The organism is Cohnella boryungensis (assembly GCF_042651945.1).
GTDB classification, from domain to species: Bacteria; Bacillota; Bacilli; order Paenibacillales; family Paenibacillaceae; genus Cohnella; species Cohnella boryungensis.
The window spans coordinates 77,622-96,511 of record NZ_JBHSED010000007.1 but is presented as its reverse complement, the minus strand read 5'-3'; the positions used below and the strand labels follow the sequence as shown (position 1 = coordinate 96,511).

The window sequence follows — 18,890 nt, the reverse complement described above, 5'->3', positions numbered from 1 at the left end:
GCGCGTTATTCCCGGAGGCGAAACCCCGCGAAGGGTCGAGCCCCCGGGATATTTTTATTTCAACGTCAAGGAGGAATGCGCAGATGACGACTGTTCAGCAAGAAATTATCGCGGCTCTTGGCGTGAAGCCGACCATTGACGCGGACGAGGAGATTAGGCGCAGAGTCCAGTTTCTCAAGGATTATGTCGTGCAAGCGAGCGCAACGGGGCTGTTGATCGCCATCAGCGGAGGCGTGGACAGCGCCGTAGCCGCCGGATTATGCAAGCGGGCGACGGACGAACTTTCCCAGGAGACGGGGAAGGAGTACATAACGCTTGGCGTATTCCAGCCCTACGGAGAGCAGGAAGACATCCATCACAGCTATGAGGTGGCCGAGGCTTTCAATCTGACGCATAAGGTCGAGACGAACATTCAGGAAGCGGTAGACGAGATCGTGCTGGAGAGCGAATACGCCTTCAAAGCCTTGAGCATCCACAAGCATATGAGCCGCGGCGGCAAGGGCAACGTCAAGGCCCGTACGAGGATGGTCGTACAGTATGCGCTGGCCTTCGACCTCAATCTGCTGGTCGTGGGAACGGATCACGCCTCGGAAGCGCTGACGGGCTTCTTTACCAAATGGGGAGACGGCGCAGTCGACATTACTCCTCTCAGCACGTTGAACAAGCGCCAGGTTCGCGAGCTGGCCAGACGGCTTGGCGTTCCTGCAAGCGTGATCGACAAAGCGCCAACAGCCGGCCTGTGGCAAGGGCAGACCGACGAGGAAGAGCTTGGGGTATCGTATGAGGATAACAGCTCCTACTTGGAAGGCAAGGAGATCGATGCGAAAGCGCGCGAGATCCTGGAGCGCCATTACAGACGCACGCAGCACAAGCGGCAAGGCATTCCGGGAGTCTGACGAGCGGCATGATCGTCGGAATCGGTCTGGATGTCGTCGAGCTGGCGCGTATGGAGAGCATATTGACCGGTTCTGGCGGTCGGCGCTTCATTGAAAGGGTGCTTACGCCCGAGGAGCGGAAGGACTGGTCCGCTCTGCCGGCGAAACGCGCACTGGAGTATGCTTGCGGAAGATTTGCGGCCAAGGAAGCGGTCGTGAAGGCGATCGGCTGCGGGATCGGGTCCAAGGTTGGCTTCCAGGATATTCAGATCGTTCCGGATGAGCTGGGGAGGCCGGTCTGCACGCTGTCGGCCGCATCCATCAACCGTCTAGGGTGGGATGGACTGGCGTATCGGCTGCATGTGGCGATTACGCACGAACGAACGATTGCCGCGGCGACGGCTTTAATTGAAAAGGAATAACGGTAGCAGTCCGGTTGGTCGCACCCGCCGGGCTGTTATTTATTGGGTGCACGAATACGATCTGGTAATTTACGCCCCTCGCCTCTTCACGTATAATGGAAGAAGCTATGGAGATGAAGCTATTATTTCGATCCAGATAATGAGGCAGAAAAATGAACACGAACTATTTGACGATCATGATGAAGCATTTCGAGCACATGAACATCGAGGTCGCGGCCGCAGCGGAGACAGTGCTGGAGGCGGCGTCTTTAAGAGAGCGGGACGACGTCTACGATTGCAATCGGTTTTTGTTCGTCAAGGAAGGCGCCGGGAAGATCATTGTCGAGAACAAAGAGGTTCAGCTTGTTCCCGGACAACTGGTTATCGTCCTGGCCGGCATGTCGCATCGGCTCTCGCTGAAGGACGGCGAGCAGGTGACGCTGCAGTGGTGCCATTTCCGCAGCAACTACGAAGACAGGGATCTGTACCGGACGCTGCAAATTCCGTTTCACATTCAGGTGAAGGAGGCCGAAGCGGTCTCTGTTCTCTTCGTGCGCCTGTTCGAGGAGCTGTCGAAGGACGGCCTGACATCCAGGCTAAGGAACAAAGCGATCATGCTGGAGCTGATCAGCATCTATCTGGACAATCTATCCATACTGGACAATCATGCGCCGTCGGACGACCTTAAGAAGGTGAACGTGGTGCTAAAGTATATTGACGAGCATCTATCAGACAACATCACGGTGGAGAGTCTGGCCAAGCAGGTTTATTTGCATCCCAACTACTTTATTGTTTTTTTCAAAGGTATTCTCGGCAATTCGCCTATTCAATACGTGAATCAGCGGCGTATGGAAGTCGCCAAGGGCTTGCTGCTGAATCCCGACTGCAACGTATCGGCCGTTGCCGGGCAGGTAGGGATGCAAATCTATTATTTCTCCAGGATGTTCAAGGCCCATACGGGATTGACGCCCAGCCGCTATCGCAAGCAGGCTGCGCTCTTTACCGCATCCGCCGAGGGCGAACAGACGGGCAAGGAAGAAGGGTAACGGAATTGAAGCAACAGGACAATCAGCGATTTTTCAGCGCGGAGCTGCTGCGGTGGTACCGCAAGGAGCGGCGGGATTTGCCGTGGAGAAGAAGCCGGGATCCTTATCATATTTGGGTATCGGAAATTATGCTGCAGCAGACGCGCGTGGATACGGTCATTCCCTATTTTCATCGTTTCGTGGATCGCTTTCCGACGCTTAGTCAATTGGCCGAAGCGCCGGAGGACGAGGTATTGAAGCACTGGGAAGGCCTCGGCTATTACTCCAGGGCGCGCAATCTTCAATCGGCCGCCAGAGAAGTGGTGGAGCGCTATGGCGGCGAGGTTCCCCGCACCAAGCAGGAAGTGTCCGGGCTGAAGGGCGTCGGTCCCTATACGACCGGAGCGATTCTCAGCATCGCCTTCGATCAGCCGGAGCCGGCGGTGGACGGTAACGTGATGAGAGTGTTGTCCCGGTATTTTTGCCTTGATGACGATATCGCCCGTCCTTCGACCCGAATCTCGATGGAGGACCGGGCTCAAGCTCTTATTCCCGAAGGCGAAGCCTCCGACTTCAATCAAGCGCTGATGGAGCTTGGAGCCATGGTCTGCACGCCCAAATCTCCCGATTGCCCTGCGTGTCCGGTCTCGCTGCATTGCGAAGGGCGTCATCAAGGCAGGGAGAGGGAGCTTCCGGTAAAGACAAAGGCGAAGAAGGCCAAGCCTGTCTTTCGCTTCGCCGTTATCGTCGAGGGAAAGGGCGCTCATGCGGGCAAGGTGCTCGTACGGCAACGGCCAGACACCGGACTGCTGGCCAAGATGTGGGAGCTTCCTCACGTGGAAGTCTCCGATGAAGGAACTTGGGACAATCCCGCCGCCGGTGCGCTGATGCTGGAGGAAGCCTTGACCGAGGAGGGCGTTCGAATTCGGGCGGCGGATGAAGTGATCGGGGAAGCGCAGCATATTTTCACCCATCTCGTATGGAAAATCAAGGTGCTGGCGGCAGAGGCGCAGGAGGAAGCTTATGTGGCCGATCGCACCGCTTATCGCTGGATCGGTCCCGAGGATTTCGAAGATTACGCGTGGCCTAACGTCTTCAGGAAATTGTTAACGGAGTATTTCATTCATGCCATTCATCATGAAGCTCGTTAAGTAACAATCGGATCAGCAAGTCTATCTTCATCTCAGGTCGCGAAGGCCTTCGGCAAGGTTGCCGGAGGATTCGGCGGCCTTTTTTGTCGTTGCTTCAAGGCGGCGAGCTTCGCACATAGTTTCCTAACAACTCGGATTTTTCCTTCGAAATTCAGTTAGAGAAACACACAACTTTCAAATATTAACCAAGCACAAGAACTAATAATTCGGACGTAAAGTTAGATTGAATTGAAGAAACTGGAAGATTAAAAACAGGAGGGGAAATGTCGGTTATGCTAGCTGGCAGCGTCGAGTGAGGGGGGACGAAGTGAAGCTGATCCATTTCTACAAGCGGCTCTTCGACGAGGCGGTTCGCGCCTACGAGCCGGTATGGGAGGAAGAGGCGGTTCCTTACGGCCACCTATGGAGCAAATATAACTATCCGCTGCAAGAACAGTTCCAGATCAAGGACATGGAGCCGGACTATCCGACCCTCATGTATTCGTTGGTGCTGCCGGAATCCTATCTGGGAACGACGATCTATGAGGAGATCAAGCGTTATCCCTCCAAGTATGAATTGTCTATCGTGATTCTCAATCGTCAAATCTGGCTTAACGCCACTTTGCAGACGGACAAGCTGCAGGACTCGCTAATGGGTTTTCTAAACCAAGCCCGCGGAGAACTGATGAACATATTGGATTGCCTCATTAGGCGATCGGAAGAGGTTGAGGCGTAGCCTGGATTGACATCCATGTAAGCACACGAAGGAGAGACAATAGTGAACATTCGCGCGAAATTGTTGACGGGGTTTGGAATCGTTCTCGCTCTACTCATTACGGTCGGCACGGTGTCGGTTGTGCAGATGACGACGCTGAAGGGCTCCATCACAGAGGTCAAGGACAGCTGGATGCCAAGCATATACAAGCTGTCGCAGATGAGGGGCGATTTTAACGGCATGAGCGGCCAGCTCATGATGATGAGATTCGAGACCAACGAGCAGACGAGGAACGAAATGATCGAGTCTCTGACGACGGCTATGGACAATTTCAATCGCGAGATCCAGCAGTACAGCGATTATGTCAGCAACTCCGAAGAGCAGGCGATGTATGACAACATACGCGACAATTCGGAGAAGTATTTCGCTACCGTGCGAAATCTAATAGATGAGGCGAAGAGCAAAGGCACCAATACCGATCTGGAGCCTATTCGGGAAGTTCTCCCGTTGGTTCAGACGATCCGGGCCGAAATGAACGAGTGGATCGAGTACAACGTCAAAGGAGCCGACGAGGAAGTGGAGTATACGTTCGACTCGAACCGGGTCGGGACGATTATTATCGTCGTACTCTCCGTAACGGCGCTTGCCATCGGCCTCACGCTGGCGATTCTGCTCTCTTCCCGTCTCGTTCGTTCCGTTCGTTCGGTAATGAGCGTCGCGACTAAAGCGGCCCAAGGAGATCTGACCGAGAAGGCGGAGGCTCTGTCGAAGGACGAGGTCGGGGTGCTTGCCGGCGCCTTTAACGAAATGATGGAGAACCTTCGGAACTTAATCGGGCAGACGCTCGGCTCGGCGCAAAGCGTTGCGGCTTCCGCAGAGGAAATCTCCGCGACCACCGAGGAAATCGCCAAAGGCAGCACGGACCAGGCGGAATCCGCCCAGACGATTAACGAGCTGGTGAAGGAAATGACTCGTGCGGTCATCGCGGTAGCCGAGAACGCAAGCTCCGTTGCCGAGCTGTCCGAGAGAACGAGACGGGGTGCGGAGCAAGGCGGGGAAGCTATCGCCGAATCCTTGCAGAGCATGGAACGCTTGTCCGAGCAGATGAGGCTGCTGGAGCAGGATTCGCAGAAGATCGGGCAAATTATCGAAGTCATTGACGAAATTGCCGAGCAGACCAATCTGCTCGCCCTTAACGCGGCCATCGAGGCGGCCAGAGCAGGAGATCAAGGCAGAGGCTTTGCGGTTGTCGCCGACGAGGTCCGCAAGCTGGCGGAGCGCAGCGGAGAGGCGACGAAGCAGATTGCGTCCATCATTAAAGGCATGCAGGTGAATACGGATCAAAGCGTAAACGCGGTGAAGGAAGCGGCAGGGCTGTCGGCCAAAACCGGACAGACCTTCGAGCAGATTGTCAGCATGGTGGGAGAAACGGCAAGTCAGGTTTCGGAGATAGCCGCCGCCAGCGAAGAGCAATCCGCGCAATCCGAAGAGGTGAAGAAAGCCGTCGAGACGATTGCGGCGGCGAGCCAGCAATCCGCTGCGGCGGCCGAAGAGGCGGCAAGCTCCTCCAACTCTCTGGCGCGTTTGTCGGAGAAGCTGAACGCGAACGTGTCGATCTTCAAGGTATAAGTTCACAGTGCGGGAGAGTAGGGACAGCATGAGCCACTTTATCGTCATCGGGCTGAACGCCGAGAGATATGCCCTTTCCATAGAGGAGATCCAGGAAATTATTAAAGTCCAGCCGATTACGGCGGTTCCCTGCGACAAGTCCTTCGTCAAGGGAGTCATTAACTTGCGGGGGAAGATCGTGCCCGTAATCGGGCTGGGGGCCAGATTCGGCGTTCCGGAAGCGCCGGAGAATTCCCAAGCGCGCATCGTCATTGTGAGCACGGAGGAAGAGGATATCGGCATATCCGTGGATAGCGTAGAGCAGGTCGCCGTGTTCGAAGAAATTATGCCGCCCGCGACGGATAACGCAGCGGTCGCGAATCGCGGTTTCCTGTCGGGAATCGGCAGATTGGGAGGGCGGCTGGTCAGTATTCTGGATCTGAAAGCCGTACTCGGCCTGAGAGGGGAGCTGCACTAAGATGGATGCGTTCGCGTCGACTTATTTAAGCGTGTTCCTGGATGAGTTGGAGGAACAGCTGCTTACGCTCGATCATGCGATTCTGGAGCTGGAGAACGACGGCAATCACAGCGATACGATCCAGAGAATTTTTCGTGCCGCGCATACGCTAAAGGGCTCTTCTGCGGCTATGGGCTTTCACCATATGAAGGAAGTCACGCATAAGGTCGAGAGCGTGTTCGATCTGTTGCGACAGGACAGGCTTGGTTTAAGCTCCCCGCTGATCAACACCTTGTTCGGGTGTATCGATTATTTGAAAACGCAACGGGAGGCTTTGCGGCAAGGAAAACCGGAGCAGGCGCCGGACGAGACGCTGCTTAAGGCGCTGGATGGCTGTATGGAGGTCACGGCTGAAGAGATAACGGCCGCGTCGGAGACGGCGGCGCCGTCGGGAGAAGCCGGAACGTCGGCGGGCTGGAGCCAGTCGGAGCTGGAGGAAATGATGAGGAAGCGGGAGGCGGGCATTCCGCTCTATCTCGTCTCGGTGACCTTGTCCGCGGATGCCGACATGCCGATGGTGCGGGGGATGATCGTTCATCGGACCTTGGGAGAGATGGGCGAGATCATCGCGGTTGTGCCCGCAATCGAAGCCTGGGAGAACGAAGAGCAGCTTCGATCCGGCCCGCTTTCATTCGTGGCGGCCTCTGCGTGCTCACCTTCCGAGATTGAAGGGAATATCGGGCAGCTGTCCCAGATTGGCGAGGTCAGCGCTAAGCTGATCGAATCGCTCATCGAGCCAGAAGCGGACGAGAGGCCGTTGCCAGCAAACCCAGACTCTTCGGCGTCCCCTCCGGCGATTCAGGCGGAGGGCTCTAATAAGTCAGACAAGCCGGAGCAGGGGGCTGAGGCCGGCGCGGAGAGTAAGGTTCAGGTGCAGCAGACGGTCCGCGTCGATGTGAAGAGGCTGGAGCAGCTGTTAAATCTGGTAGGCGAGCTGATCATCGATAACACCCGTCTGCAGGAAGTCCGTAAAATGATGACCGAACGGAGCAAGCAAGAGCCGGAGGTCGGAATGCTCGGGGAGGTGGCGGATCACCTTAACCGAGTCATCGCCCAGTTGCAGGAAGGGATGATGAAGACGCGGATGCTGCCGATCGAGCAGCTGTTCAACCGCTTTCCCCGACTGGTCAGAGACCTGGCACAGCAGGCGGGCAAGGAAATTCAATTCACGGTCGAGGGGAAGGAGACCGAGCTTGATCGGACGTTGATCGAGGAGATCAGCGATCCGCTGATACATATTCTTCGCAATGCGGCGGATCACGGGCTTGAAGCTCCGGAGGAGCGCGTGCGGCTCGGCAAGCCGCGCAGAGGGCAGCTTCTGCTGCACGCCAGCCACCAGGAGAACGCGATCGTGATTCGCGTCAGGGACGACGGACGGGGACTTAATTCGGAGAAGATCAAGCTCAAAGCGATTCATAAAGGATTCATCACTGAGGAAGAGGCGGCGCAAATGTCCGAGAAGGAAGTCATCGCGCTGATCTTCCACTCGGGCATGTCCACCGCCGAGCAAGTCACAGAGCTGTCGGGGCGTGGCGTCGGCATGGACATCGTCAGAACGCAAATCGAGAAGCTGAACGGAGTAATCGATATCGTTACCGAGCCCGGCAAGGGAACGGAAATCATCATCAAGCTGCCATTAACCTTGGCGATTACGCGCTCCTTGCTCATCGGGCTGGGTCAACATACGTTTGCGATTCCGCTCGTTCATGTGCTGGAAACCTTTCAGCTGTCTTCGGCGGATGTTCAGCGCCTGCACGGCAAAGAAATTTGCACGGTGCGGGGGGATGTGTTTCCGCTTGTACGGTTGCATGAGAGGCTTCGTACGGAGCCCGGCAGGGAAGGCAAAGGCTATGCCGTAATGATTGGCGCTGCGGAGAGGCGAGTCTGTCTCTACGTGGACCGTCTTGTCGCCAACCAGGAGATCGTCATGAAGCCTCTTTCCTCCTATCTGGGCCAGGTTTCGTACGTATCGGGTTCTTCCATTCTGGGCAACGGCAATATCGCTTATATTCTGGATGTGAACGCGGTCGTTCGCGAAGCGGGTACGGGGATCGGCGGAGCGAAGAGAGACAGCCAGCAAAGGGAAGCGCTTGACGATTCCGCGAAGCGTGTCACCTTCCTGCTGGGGACGCAGCGGTATGCGCTGGATATTGGGCGCGTCAAGGAGATTATTCGAGTTTCCGCCCTATCGCAGGTTGCGGCGAATTCTCCCGAAGTGCTGGGCGTAATGAATTTGCGGGGGGCGCTGCTTCCGGTTGTCGATCTTTCGCAATGCATGGGATTTGCTCCGGCTCAACTCAGCGTTCACTCCAGGGTGATCATTATGAACGAGGGCGGAAGCGATATCGGGGTGCTGGTCGACTCCGTTACGGAAGTGCTCAACATGTCTGACAGCGAGGTGGAATCGACTCCTGCAGCGATCGCCGATGTGGCGCCGGAATTTATAAGGGGAATCCATAAGCGAGGGGATGAGCTGACCATCCTGCTGAGAACGGACAAGCTTTTGGCGCTAAACAACAAATTCCTTGCCTAAACCTTGTTAAATATTCCCTAGAGTGCTTGACGAATTGGCTGAATCAAGCCACTCTAGAGGTATACTCTGGTATACCAAGGGCATTTGACAACTAGCAGGGGGTAGACGCGGATTGATTCATGTTAACGGTTACAGACGAGAGCAATTGAATTACATCGGCATTACGGAAGAGGATCTGGCAATCCTGAAATCGAAGCAGTCCGAGTTCGCTGAGATCACGGACGCGGTCGTAGACGAGTTATACGCGAAGATTACCTCTTGGCCGCAGCTGACCGAGCTTATCCACTCCCACAGTACGATCGAGAAATTAAAAGGGACGCAAAGATGGTACTTTCAGTCTCTGACCTCAGGCGTAATCGATGATGAGTTTTTCGCAAGACGCCTGTACATCGGCAAGGTTCATTCCAAAATCGGGCTGACGACAAGCTGGTATCTGGGAACTTACGTCTTGTACCTGGATATCGCCACCAACCATCTGAAACGGATTCTCCCCCAAGAGTGGCTTCAGGTGACGCATGCGTTAAGCAAGCTGTTCAATCTGGACTCCCAGATCGTGCTTGAGGCTTATGAGGAAGACGAGAAGGCGAAAATCGGGAGGCTGGTCGAAGCCCGTCAATACATGCTGACCAAGGTAAGCTCCGTCGTTCAGGAGCTGTCCTCCATGATGGTCCAGTTGAGCGAGAGCAGCAACCAGGTCGCGACGAATGCTTCCCACACGGCGAACGTTCAAGAGACGAGCCATACGAAAGTGGGCGAGTTGTCCAGCAGCATCGACGAGATTAATGAACTGGGCTCTGCCATGAGGGAAATCTCCGACCAGACGCATCTGATCGGCTTGAACGCCGCTCTGGAAGCGGCAAGAGCCGGAGAGGCAGGTCTCGGCTTCGAGGTGGTTGCCAATGAAATTCGCAAGCTGGCCTCTAACTCCAAGCAGGCTTTGGTAACGATTCAAAGCAAGCTTAAAGAGATTCGCGCCTCCTTGGATGAGGTGAAGCACGGCAGCGAGGTTACGGTGAAATTTTCCCGAGAGCAGGCGGCAAGCTCGCAGGAGCTGGCATCGTTCGTCCATATGATCGATACCGTCGCTGCGGATTTGAACGGCTTGCTGGAGCATGAGGAGAGCTTGCATTAAGAACTGAGGGATCAATTACGAAGGATTGAATAAAGCCCGCAAGTCGCGAGGATCGCGGCTTGCGGGCTTTTAGGGCGATAGGCTTATTTCGCGGAGTCGTAGATCGCGCCGACTGCGTTCCAGTCCACGACGTTCCAGAAAGCTCCGATGTATTCCGGACGTTTGTTCTGATATTTCAGGTAATAAGCGTGCTCCCATACGTCAAGGCCGAGCAGCGGAGTGTCGCCTTCCATAATCGGGCTGTCTTGGTTAGGCAGGCTGTATACTTTCAGTTTGCCGTCTTTGCTCAGCGCCAGCCATGCCCAGCCGGAGCCGAAACGAGTCGTAGCCGCTGCCGCGAACGATTCCTTGAATTTATCGAAGCCGCCCAGCTCGCTGTCGATAGCTGCTGCAAGAGCGCCGGAAGGCTGGCCGCCGCCGCTTGGGCTGATCGTTTTCCAGAACAGGCTGTGGTTGGCATGACCGCCGCCGTTGTTGCGAACCGCGGTGCGAATGCTCTCAGGAACGGCGTTCAAGTCGGAGATCAGATCTTCGACGCTTTTGCTTTCCAACTCAGGAGCGGATTTCAAAGCATTGTTCAGGTTCGTCACGTAGGTGTTATGGTGACGGCCGTGGTGGATTTCCATAGTCGTTGCATCGATGTGCGGCTCAAGCGCGTTCGTTGCATAAGGGAGAGCTGGTAATTCGTGTGCCATGGGTAAAAACCTCCTAATAGTTGAATTTCAAATATGTAGCCTGATCTGCTGACAATTCTTATTATCCAATATCCTTTCGATTAAATCAACATTAATGTATAAAAAGTCATCGACCTCCTTAAAATTCCCGATATGAGCATGAATATGCGCCGTAATCGACGGAAATTCGGCAATTTCCCCCAATTTTCTGAAGCATTACAGAAGAATCGTCAAATTAAAGCGTTTACATCATGTTTTCTAGCGATTTTACAAAAAAAATTTTGATTTTTTTAAGAAAAGAACTAGAATTTTCGCTAAATTGTCGTAAAATGAAGAGACTGTTAACTGAATGTTAAACTGAATGCCCGGGGGAAATGACAGCATGCAGATTCGTTCATTCCAATTGTCAGACTACAGGTTGGTTGCGGAACTCCTTGAAGAAGTTTTGTCGGAAGAATGCTGTGAAGAGACGATGGGAGCTTTCGCCCGCCAATTGTCTTGGGACAGCGATCTGGTGCTCGTGGCGGAATCGGCAGACAGCATCGTCGGTGTATTGATTGGAACGATCGATCAACATAAGGGCTACGTCTACCGCATCGCCGTTCGGAATGAATTCAGGCGCCAGGGCGTGGGACGCGAGCTTGTGTCACATATGAGGAATCGGTTCCGTCAACGGAATGTACTTAAGGTTCTTGTCGCGGAGGACAAGCATAACGAGGTGCTTCGCCCTTTCTACGACTCGCTGGGGTTAAAGTCGACAGACATAGTTCAGTTAACGCAGCCGCTTGCGATTGTGGCCGGTTAATCCGGGCGGACGGAAACAGGAGAGCATATCTTTTGCGCCATTGCTTTTGGCGGGAAGATATGCTTTTCTTATAGTAGCGCGTGCTGTGAACAATTGGCGGCCTACACCAACAAGAACCGCGAAGGGACGGGCCGTAATGGAAAGCGCCGATCGAGGATACGAGAGCCGCGTGATCAAGAGCTTCAAGCATAACGGCTCTTTGCATCGCATGTGGCTGGAGAATTGGCAAGTGCCGGAGGACAGACTGTATCCCGGACAATCGTCAGGGCAGGCCTGGATTCTGATTAATGAATACACGAAGATTGTGGAGGGCAACGGAAGGGAATGGATCAGTCGGGTACCGGCGGTTTCCTTTTTCCTGCCGGAACGATGGTACAATGTCGTCGCGCTAATCGGCGAGGACGGCATTCGTTATTATTGCAACCTGGCATCTCCGCCTTATCGTTACGAGCATGTATTGACCTATATCGATTACGATCTGGACGTTGTGGTTCTGCCTGACGGAACGATGCTTGAGCTCGACCGGGAGGAGTACGTCCATCATAAACAAGAATATCGGTATGGCAAAGCGGTCGAAGAGCGAATCAATCAGGGTTTGCAGTCGCTGCAGGCGGCCATTGCGGGAAAGCATTTTCCATTCGACGATAACCTGGTCTTATTTTATTACGAGCAATGGAAACGACACAGGAAAGCTGAGGAAGAGGGGAAAGCGCCTTGACACAAGATATGGAAACGGCTGTTCCCGGGAGCAGGCTGCGTTCGGCTTCCAAGCCGCAGAAAGCGGCCAAGCCTCCGAAAGAGCGAAAGGCCTATAAACCGGGATTAAGCGGATGGCGCAAGGAATTGTGGGATTGGACCAAAGCGCTGTTGATCGCTGCGGCGGTCGTGCTGCTGCTGCGCGCCTTCGTATTCCAGCTGTCGACCGTTAAGAAGGTGTCCATGGAGCCGACGCTGCACGAGAACGAATGGCTGTTCGTGAACAAAATCGCTTTGCGATTCGGAAGCCTGGAGCGCGGAGATGTCGTGATTCTGAAGGAGCCGAGCGAGAACGGAGAAGGCAAGGAATATTTGGTAAAGCGAATCGTCGGAATTCCCGGGGACAGCCTGGAAATTCGCGGCGGGGAGCTTTATATTAACGGCGAACTGAAAGTGGAGCCTTATACGGACGCGAAGATTGAGGACGGGGACTTCGGGCCGATCACGGTCAGCGCCGATCACTATTTCGTAATGGGCGACAATCGGCATATGAACGCCAGCAAGGATAGCCGGGCGTTCAAGGAGGTGCCGAAAGACCTGATCCAGGGACGCGCCGACTTTATAGTCTGGCCGATCAGCCGCCTGAAGCAGCTGTGAGGTTGCAGGGATGGTAAACAAGGATATTGCGTTCTGGAGTCGCTTCAAGGGAGAGCTGATTGCTGCAGCCCCGGGACTGGGAATCGATAAGTTGAGCATTACGACAGCAGAGCCGTTTCTGGAATTAAAGGAACGGCTCCTTCGCCATCGCGAGCTTGGACATGAGTCCGGATTCGAGGAGCCAGATCTCGATCTGAGAACAGACCCTTCTCTCCACATGGCGGACGCGAAGTCGATTATTGCCATTGCCGTAGCTTATCCATCCAAGCTGAAGGACGCTCCGGTATCGGAGCCGGGCAAGAGAAGGGGCATTCTGTCCCGATCTGCTTGGGGAGAGGATTATCATCAGGCGCTGAGACGGCGAATGGCGAACCTGTCGGCGTGGATTCTGGAACGTCTGCCGGAAGCCAAGCTGCTCTCCATGGTCGATACGGGCGCACTGTCGGATCGTGCGGTGGCGGAGAGAGCGGGCCTCGGCTGGAGCGGAAAAAACTGCTCGATCATTACGCCCGAGCTGGGGTCATGGGTTTATCTGGGCGAGGTGATCACCAACCTTCCGTTGCCTGCGGACAGTTCATTGCCCGACGGCTGCGGGGATTGCACGCTATGCATCGATGCTTGTCCGACAGGGGCGCTTGTCGGACCCGGACAGCTCAATGCGCAGCGTTGCATTTCTTTTATTACCCAAACCAAAGGGTTCGTCGAAGATGAAATGATGCGCAAGATCGGCAACCGCCTCTATGGCTGCGATACCTGTCAAATCGTCTGTCCGGTCAACCGCAAGATCGACATCCGGCATCATCCCGAGCTGCTGCCCGATCCGGAGGTCGCGAAGCCGCTGCTGCGGCCGCTGCTCGCGATGGGCAACCGCGAATTCAAGGAGAAGTTCGGCTCCAGCTCGGCCGCCTGGCGCGGACGCAAGCCGATTCAACGCAACGCCCTCATTGGGCTTGGCAATTTCCGTGACGAGGAGTCGGTCCCCGATGTTGCCAACGTCCTCAGAAACGATCCCCGGCCGGAGCTGAGAGCTACAGCCGCTTGGGCGCTGGGCAGGATCGGGACAGCCGAGGCGGTGGAGTGCTTGCGCTCCGCATATCCGGAGGAGAAAGACGCCGAGGTGCTGGCGGCAATCGACCGGGCGCTGTCCGCACAGGACGCGAATTAGATTATTTCCGAGGAAATGAGATGGTTTTCAACGCCCGTCCATTCACTTCGGCTTCTTTTTTGCCGAAATATAGCTTATAGTTTGAGGCTGAGGGCATCAAGACAGAAATATTGAGCAAAAGAGCGGGAGAGAAGAGAATCATGAGATTAGTCGATATCGAAGCGGTGGAGCCGGGTCAAATATTGGGTAAAACGATCTTCTCTTCGAATGGCGCGGTGCTGCTTTCCACAGGCGTGCAACTCACGGTATTCATGATCAGTACGCTGAAAAGAATCGGGGTAACGACCGTCTACATCGATGATCCCCTGTATCGCGACATTTCCCATGAAGATCTGTTGTCGGAGGAGACGAAGCGAGCGGTTATATACCAAATGTCCGAGACGTTCGAGCAGCTGCGCTCCGGCAAAACATTCAGCACAAAAGCGGTAAGCCAGTCGGTGGACGAGCTGCTAGAGGATGTGCTGAAAAATCAAAATCTGCTTATTCATCTTTCCGATATTCGAACAGCGGACAACGCCAAATTCCTTCATGCCATGAATGTGTGCATGATTGCTTCTTTGTTGGGCGTGAACATGGGCTTTAATATGCTGCAACTGAAAGAGCTGGCCATCGGAGCGCTGCTGCATGACATCGGCAAGCTGGATGCTCCGGAGGTGGAGGAAGGACGATTCCACCACGCTTGGCGGGGCTTCGATCTGCTTAAGAACAAGCGGGAATACAGCCTGCTGGTCGCGCATGTGGCTTTCCAGCACCATGAGGCCATTGATGGAAGCGGCGTGCCGAGGGGGTTGACCGGAGATGATATTCACACTTACGCGAAAATCACGGCCGTCGCCAACATGTACGATAATATGATTTATCCCCAGAACGAGGATACGCCGGCGCTTATGCCGCACGAGGCTTGCGAGAATCTCAATGCCTATTCGAACACGCTGCTGGATCACGAAGTGCTCGTCCAGTTCATGCGGATCGTCTCGATCTATCCGAATGGAATATCGGTGAAGCTGTCCAACCGCCAGACCGGCGTTGTCGTCGGACAGCATCGGGGCTTGCCGGGAAGACCGGTCGTTCGGGTCATCGACAAGGAAGGCGAAGATGCGGTAGGCTACAGCGAGCTCGATCTGGCGCAGCATCCGACGTTATTCATTGAATCCGTGTTGTCTTAAGGGGTCGAATAGACATTTTCGTTTGCGCGGGAAGAACGGCCATGCTATCATAATACGACAGCCCTGCTGCGACGGATTATGGCGTTGGCGGGGGCTTATTATGAAGCACGGAGGCGTTCGGCAATGTGGTCCTATATTATTCCGATAGTGACGCTAATCGTCGGCATTATCGTTGGGGTTATCATCGGGGTATTCTACTTGCGTTACCAGATGACGAAGATGCAGAGCAACCCGGAGATGCTGCAGAAGATGGCCAAGCAAATGGGCTACAATATGAATAATCAGCAGATTGCTAAGGCGCAGCAAATGATGAAAAACCAAGCTTCCGGTGGTAAGCAAAATCAAGGCGGACACGACAGGAACAACCCTAAGTTCCGCAGATAGCAGGGGGCACTGTCCATGGCAGGAACCAAAGATTACGTCAACACCCAGGTTGGCCGCAATCGCGATCAGATCGAGTTCCACATTCGGGAAATTCTCAAGCTGATCGGCGAGAATGTCGAACGGGAAGGGCTTCTCGAAACGCCCGCTCGCGTAACGCGCATGTATGAGGAAATCTTCGCCGGATACGAAGTGGACCCGCGGGACGTTCTCGGCGTTACCTTCGACGAGCAGCACGAGGAACTGGTGATCGTAAAGGATATCGTATACTATAGCCAGTGCGAGCATCACATGGCTCCATTCTTCGGCAAAGTGCATATCGGCTATATTCCCAGCGGCAAAATTGCAGGCTTAAGCAAGCTGGCGAGATTGGTCGAGGCTGTCTCGCGAAGGCTGCAAGTGCAGGAGAGGATCACTTCGCAGGTTGCGGATATCCTGGAGGAAGTGCTTAAGCCGCACGGAGTCATGGTCGTCGTAGAAGGTGAGCATCTGTGCATGTGTGCCCGGGGCGTGAAGAAGCCCGGCAGCAAGACGGTTACTTCCGCTGTTCGGGGACAATTTCGCCAAAGCGCGGCTCTTCGGTCTGAATTTTTGGAGCTTCTCAATAGGTAACCAGATAGCAACTGGCGTCGATATCGGCGCCGTCCCAACGCCCGCGAGCCATCGCGGGCGTTTTTTCCTGTATGGAAGTCCTCGGCTGAGCGAGCGGGGCGCGGCAGGTTGGCAGGTAGAGGGAGCAATAGTTGCGGTTAGTCGAACTAATCGTGGCAGATTGGCAGGTGGAGGGAGCAATAGTTGCGGTCAGCAGAACTAAACGCGGCAAGTGGGGGGGGTGGAGGGAGCAATAGTTGCGGTCAGCAGAACTAAACGCGGCAGGTTGACGGGTGGAGGGAGCAATAGTTGCGGTTAGCAGAACTAAACGCGGCAGGCTTGCAGGTAGAGGAAGCAATAGTTGCGGTTAGCAGAACTAAACGCGGCAGGCTTACGGGTAGAGGGAGCAATAGTTGCGGTCAGCAGAACTAAACGCGTCAGGCTAGCAGGTAGAGGGAGCAATAGTTGCGGTTAGCAGAACTAAACGCGGCAGGTTGACGGGTGGAGGGAGCAATAGTTGCGGTTAGCAGAACTAAACGCGGCAGGTTGACGGGTGGAGGGAGCAATAGTTGCGGTTAGCAGAACTAAGCGCGGCAGGTTGGCAGGTGGAGGGAGCAATAGTTGCGGTTAGTCGAACTAAAAGCGGCAGGTTGGGTGGTATAGGGGGGCAGTAGTCCGAGTTAGTCGAAATAAAAATTGGCCAAGGAATTGCAATATGTTTATTTTATCGTTTAGCGGGATAAATAAAATAGGGCTTTCTCCAAAATAACTCACAAGAGGAGATAGCCCAAGTATATGTAAGTAAAGCTGCTAGACCTTAGCGAATATGACAAATAATTAATTGAGACTCACCTTCCGCGAAGGTATGCTGTAGTCGTTGATGTCGCAGAATAACTGTTATACGACATCGAACCCGTGACTTTAGGTCACTATATTCCCAAAATTTTCTTCTCAATGGTTTAAATATTAGGCTAAATGACCTGATTATTCAACCCCTAAATGCTATTTTTGTCGGATTGTGTTTTTGTGAAGTTTAGTGTGCGATAAAATCCATCAGGAATTCCTCTACAAAGTCGGGAGCCGCTTTGCCTATTTGTTCAACAGTGTGCAGATAGCGTTGCGTTGTATTGATGTGGGTATGTCCCAGCGTTTCTTGAACCTGCTGCAAAGATGCGCCTCTTAACAAGGCCAATGTCGCATTCGTGTGCCGCAGCCAGTGGGGTGTGGGGCATTTTGTCTGAATACCGAGGGTGCCGGCGTGTCGAATAATTCGCTCGATTTGTCTAGTGGTAATGGGAAAAACAACGAAGCTGTCGTCAAATCCGGGAGCTTGCTCGACACTTCGTTTATATTCCTGGAAGATAGACCAAAGGGCGACCGGCACCTTCACGTCACGGGTTTTCCCGCCTTTGCCGCGGGCAATATTGAGCCAGATGGAGGCACCCAGAGGATCCGTGTGAAAATGCTCCCATTTGACCCCGGCAAGCTCCGAGACCCGGAGACCCAGCGTGACAAGTGAAAGTCCGATCAGATAGTTGCGCAGGCTCTGACGTTGCAGTTGCTGCAGCAGACAGCCGACTTCCTTTTTCGTCAGGTAGTGCTTGCGGCTCGTAATTTTAACTTGCGGCAAGCGGACCGAAGTTGTAGGGTTTCTAGCAAAAATTCCGACATTGATGTCGCTTCCCCATTTGTAGAACGATTTCAGAGGCGCGATCAAAGCCGCAATGCTGGCGGGGGAAAGCGATTTGCCCGAATAGCCTGCCAGCCCTCGCTGTAAAGCGAGCTTGTAGGCTTCGACCTCTTTCCAAGTTACATCCTTGAAGGAAATCTGGGGGAGGAATGCGCGGAAACGTTCGATCGCCCTTCTGTAGCAGCGAAGCGTTTGCTCCGAGAGACCACATACGGCGATGAACATCTCGACGATCTGGTCATCATCATACTTACCCTCCTCAACAGGTGCAAATTCGCGGACTGTCGGGATGATAGCATGCCGCTCCAACATTCTCATATTCATGTTCCGTTTCCTCCTCTGTGATGTCGTATAACAGTTATTGTGCGACTATCCGATGCGGGAATGTTCAATATATCGGTTAGGCTCTGGAGAACAATGAATGCAGCAGGTTGTTACATTCGGGGAAGCAGGTGCGAGCATGATCGGAACATTAAGGGCATTAAACGATTTATCCCACAATCTCGATGATATTCAATCTGATGCCTCAGAGAAGATGGGGCTACTGCAACGCAAGCATGAAGCGACGTATCGCCATTGCGTACGGGTCGCTTGGTTAAGCGAGAAGCTTGCCCAAGGAATGAATCTGGATGCGGCCACTAGCTCCATGCTGGTCAGAGGCTGCTTCATTCATGATCTGGGCAAGCTGCTGATCCCTAACAGCGTGCTGGACAACATCAATCCTCTTACCGGCGAGCAATGGGCATTGATTCGCAAGCATCCGGAATACGGCGTGGAATTGCTGCAAAATCAATCTCTGCTCGGCGCCGAGATCGTGCAGCTGATTCTCCATCACCATGAACGTTGGGACGGCGAGGGGTATCCCTACGGCTTAAAGGGAGAGAAAATTCCTTTGCTGGCGAGGGCATGCTCCGTTGTGGACGCCTTCGACAGCATGCTCTCCCCTCGTCCGTATCGTCGCAAAAGAACGATAGAGGACGCCATGTTCGAATTGGAGAAGCATGCGGGAACCCAATTCGATCCCGAGCTTGTCGAGAAATTCATCCCTATGGCAGGCGATGTCGGAAGAATCTATTTCACTGATCATTAGAATGGACGCGCTCCCCCATCTCATCATAGCCTTTTCAGG

The 18,890-nt window shown here is 54.2% G+C and carries 19 protein-coding genes; 17 read left to right on the top strand and 2 right to left on the bottom strand.

The genetic code is table 11. The features are described 5' to 3' along the window. The first annotated feature begins 83 nt into the window (after positions 1–83). The 9 genes from nadE to ACFO1S_RS06365 all read left to right on the top strand — a co-directional run bounded on the left by nadE (position 84) and on the right by ACFO1S_RS06365 (position 9,936). Positions 84–896 (top strand): ammonia-dependent NAD(+) synthetase, encoded by an 813-nt coding sequence (nadE, locus tag ACFO1S_RS06405; RefSeq protein WP_204605395.1) that lies wholly within the window; start codon positions 84–86, stop codon positions 894–896. An 8-nt stretch (positions 897–904) separates the two neighbouring features. Further along, positions 905–1,297: a holo-ACP synthase gene (gene acpS, locus ACFO1S_RS06400; RefSeq protein ID WP_204605396.1), complete on the top strand. Its 393-nt coding sequence runs from the start codon at positions 905–907 to the stop codon at positions 1,295–1,297. Positions 1,298–1,449: 152 nt separating this feature from the next. Further along, entirely contained in the window at positions 1,450–2,322 is an 873-nt protein-coding gene (locus ACFO1S_RS06395; RefSeq protein WP_204605397.1) for an AraC family transcriptional regulator, read from the top strand. A 5-nt stretch (positions 2,323–2,327) separates the two neighbouring features. Next, the gene (gene mutY / locus ACFO1S_RS06390; protein WP_204605398.1) at positions 2,328–3,452 is read left to right on the top strand and encodes an A/G-specific adenine glycosylase; all 1,125 of its coding nucleotides are present in this window, start codon (positions 2,328–2,330) and stop codon (positions 3,450–3,452) included. 307 nt (positions 3,453–3,759) lie between these two features. Next, a complete protein-coding gene (locus tag ACFO1S_RS06385) occupies positions 3,760–4,167 on the top strand; it encodes a hypothetical protein (RefSeq protein WP_204605399.1) in 408 nt (135 codons plus the stop codon). 42 nt (positions 4,168–4,209) lie between these two features. Beyond that, on the top strand, positions 4,210–5,775 hold the full coding sequence (locus ACFO1S_RS06380; RefSeq protein WP_204605400.1) for a methyl-accepting chemotaxis protein: 1,566 nt from the start codon (positions 4,210–4,212) through the stop codon (positions 5,773–5,775). 28 nt (positions 5,776–5,803) lie between these two features. Continuing rightward, on the top strand, positions 5,804–6,232 hold the full coding sequence (locus tag ACFO1S_RS06375; RefSeq protein WP_204605401.1) for a chemotaxis protein CheW: 429 nt from the start codon (positions 5,804–5,806) through the stop codon (positions 6,230–6,232). 1 nt (position 6,233) lies between these two features. Then, positions 6,234–8,804, top strand: a complete 2,571-nt coding sequence (locus ACFO1S_RS06370) for a chemotaxis protein CheW (RefSeq protein ID WP_204605402.1) — start codon at positions 6,234–6,236, stop codon at positions 8,802–8,804. Between the two features lie 112 nt (positions 8,805–8,916). Beyond that, positions 8,917–9,936, top strand: coding sequence for a protoglobin domain-containing protein (locus ACFO1S_RS06365; protein WP_204605403.1), 1,020 nt, complete (start codon positions 8,917–8,919; stop codon positions 9,934–9,936). An 83-nt stretch (positions 9,937–10,019) separates the two neighbouring features. Here ACFO1S_RS06365 and ACFO1S_RS06360 read toward each other — a convergent pair whose 3' ends face one another. Then, on the bottom strand, positions 10,020–10,631 hold the full coding sequence (locus ACFO1S_RS06360; protein ID WP_204605404.1) for a superoxide dismutase: 612 nt from the start codon (positions 10,629–10,631) through the stop codon (positions 10,020–10,022). A 361-nt stretch (positions 10,632–10,992) separates the two neighbouring features. Between ACFO1S_RS06360 and ACFO1S_RS06355 the strand changes: the two genes are divergently transcribed. The 7 genes from ACFO1S_RS06355 (at position 10,993) to folE (ending at position 16,092) form a co-directional block, all read left to right on the top strand. After that, complete coding sequence (locus ACFO1S_RS06355) at positions 10,993–11,415, top strand: GNAT family N-acetyltransferase (protein ID WP_204605405.1); 423 nt, start codon at positions 10,993–10,995, stop codon at positions 11,413–11,415. A gap of 136 nt (positions 11,416–11,551) precedes the next feature. Continuing rightward, the gene (locus ACFO1S_RS06350) at positions 11,552–12,133 is read left to right on the top strand and encodes a DUF402 domain-containing protein (protein WP_204605431.1); all 582 of its coding nucleotides are present in this window, start codon (positions 11,552–11,554) and stop codon (positions 12,131–12,133) included. After that, positions 12,130–12,768: a signal peptidase I gene (gene lepB, locus ACFO1S_RS06345; RefSeq protein ID WP_378126439.1), complete on the top strand. Its 639-nt coding sequence runs from the start codon at positions 12,130–12,132 to the stop codon at positions 12,766–12,768. The genes ACFO1S_RS06350 and lepB overlap by 4 nt, the downstream gene beginning before the upstream one ends. Positions 12,769–12,778: 10 nt before the next feature. Beyond that, the gene (queG, locus tag ACFO1S_RS06340) at positions 12,779–13,933 is read left to right on the top strand and encodes a tRNA epoxyqueuosine(34) reductase QueG (RefSeq protein WP_204605406.1); all 1,155 of its coding nucleotides are present in this window, start codon (positions 12,779–12,781) and stop codon (positions 13,931–13,933) included. A 140-nt stretch (positions 13,934–14,073) separates the two neighbouring features. Continuing rightward, entirely contained in the window at positions 14,074–15,099 is a 1,026-nt protein-coding gene (locus tag ACFO1S_RS06335; RefSeq protein WP_204605407.1) for an HD-GYP domain-containing protein, read from the top strand. Positions 15,100–15,222: 123 nt separating this feature from the next. Next, on the top strand, positions 15,223–15,483 hold the full coding sequence (locus ACFO1S_RS06330) for a YneF family protein (protein WP_204605408.1): 261 nt from the start codon (positions 15,223–15,225) through the stop codon (positions 15,481–15,483). Between the two features lie 15 nt (positions 15,484–15,498). After that, positions 15,499–16,092: a GTP cyclohydrolase I FolE gene (gene folE, locus ACFO1S_RS06325; protein WP_204605409.1), complete on the top strand. Its 594-nt coding sequence runs from the start codon at positions 15,499–15,501 to the stop codon at positions 16,090–16,092. 1,012 nt (positions 16,093–17,104) lie between these two features. On the opposite strand, the gene ACFO1S_RS06320 is transcribed toward folE, so the two are convergent. Then, on the bottom strand, positions 17,105–18,085 hold the full coding sequence (locus tag ACFO1S_RS06320; protein WP_378126438.1) for a tyrosine-type recombinase/integrase: 981 nt from the start codon (positions 18,083–18,085) through the stop codon (positions 17,105–17,107). A 97-nt stretch (positions 18,086–18,182) separates the two neighbouring features. On the opposite strand from ACFO1S_RS06320, the gene ACFO1S_RS06315 reads away from it, so the two are divergent. Then, complete coding sequence (locus tag ACFO1S_RS06315) at positions 18,183–18,851, top strand: HD-GYP domain-containing protein (RefSeq protein WP_378126436.1); 669 nt, start codon at positions 18,183–18,185, stop codon at positions 18,849–18,851. Positions 18,852–18,890: the final 39 nt, after the last annotated feature.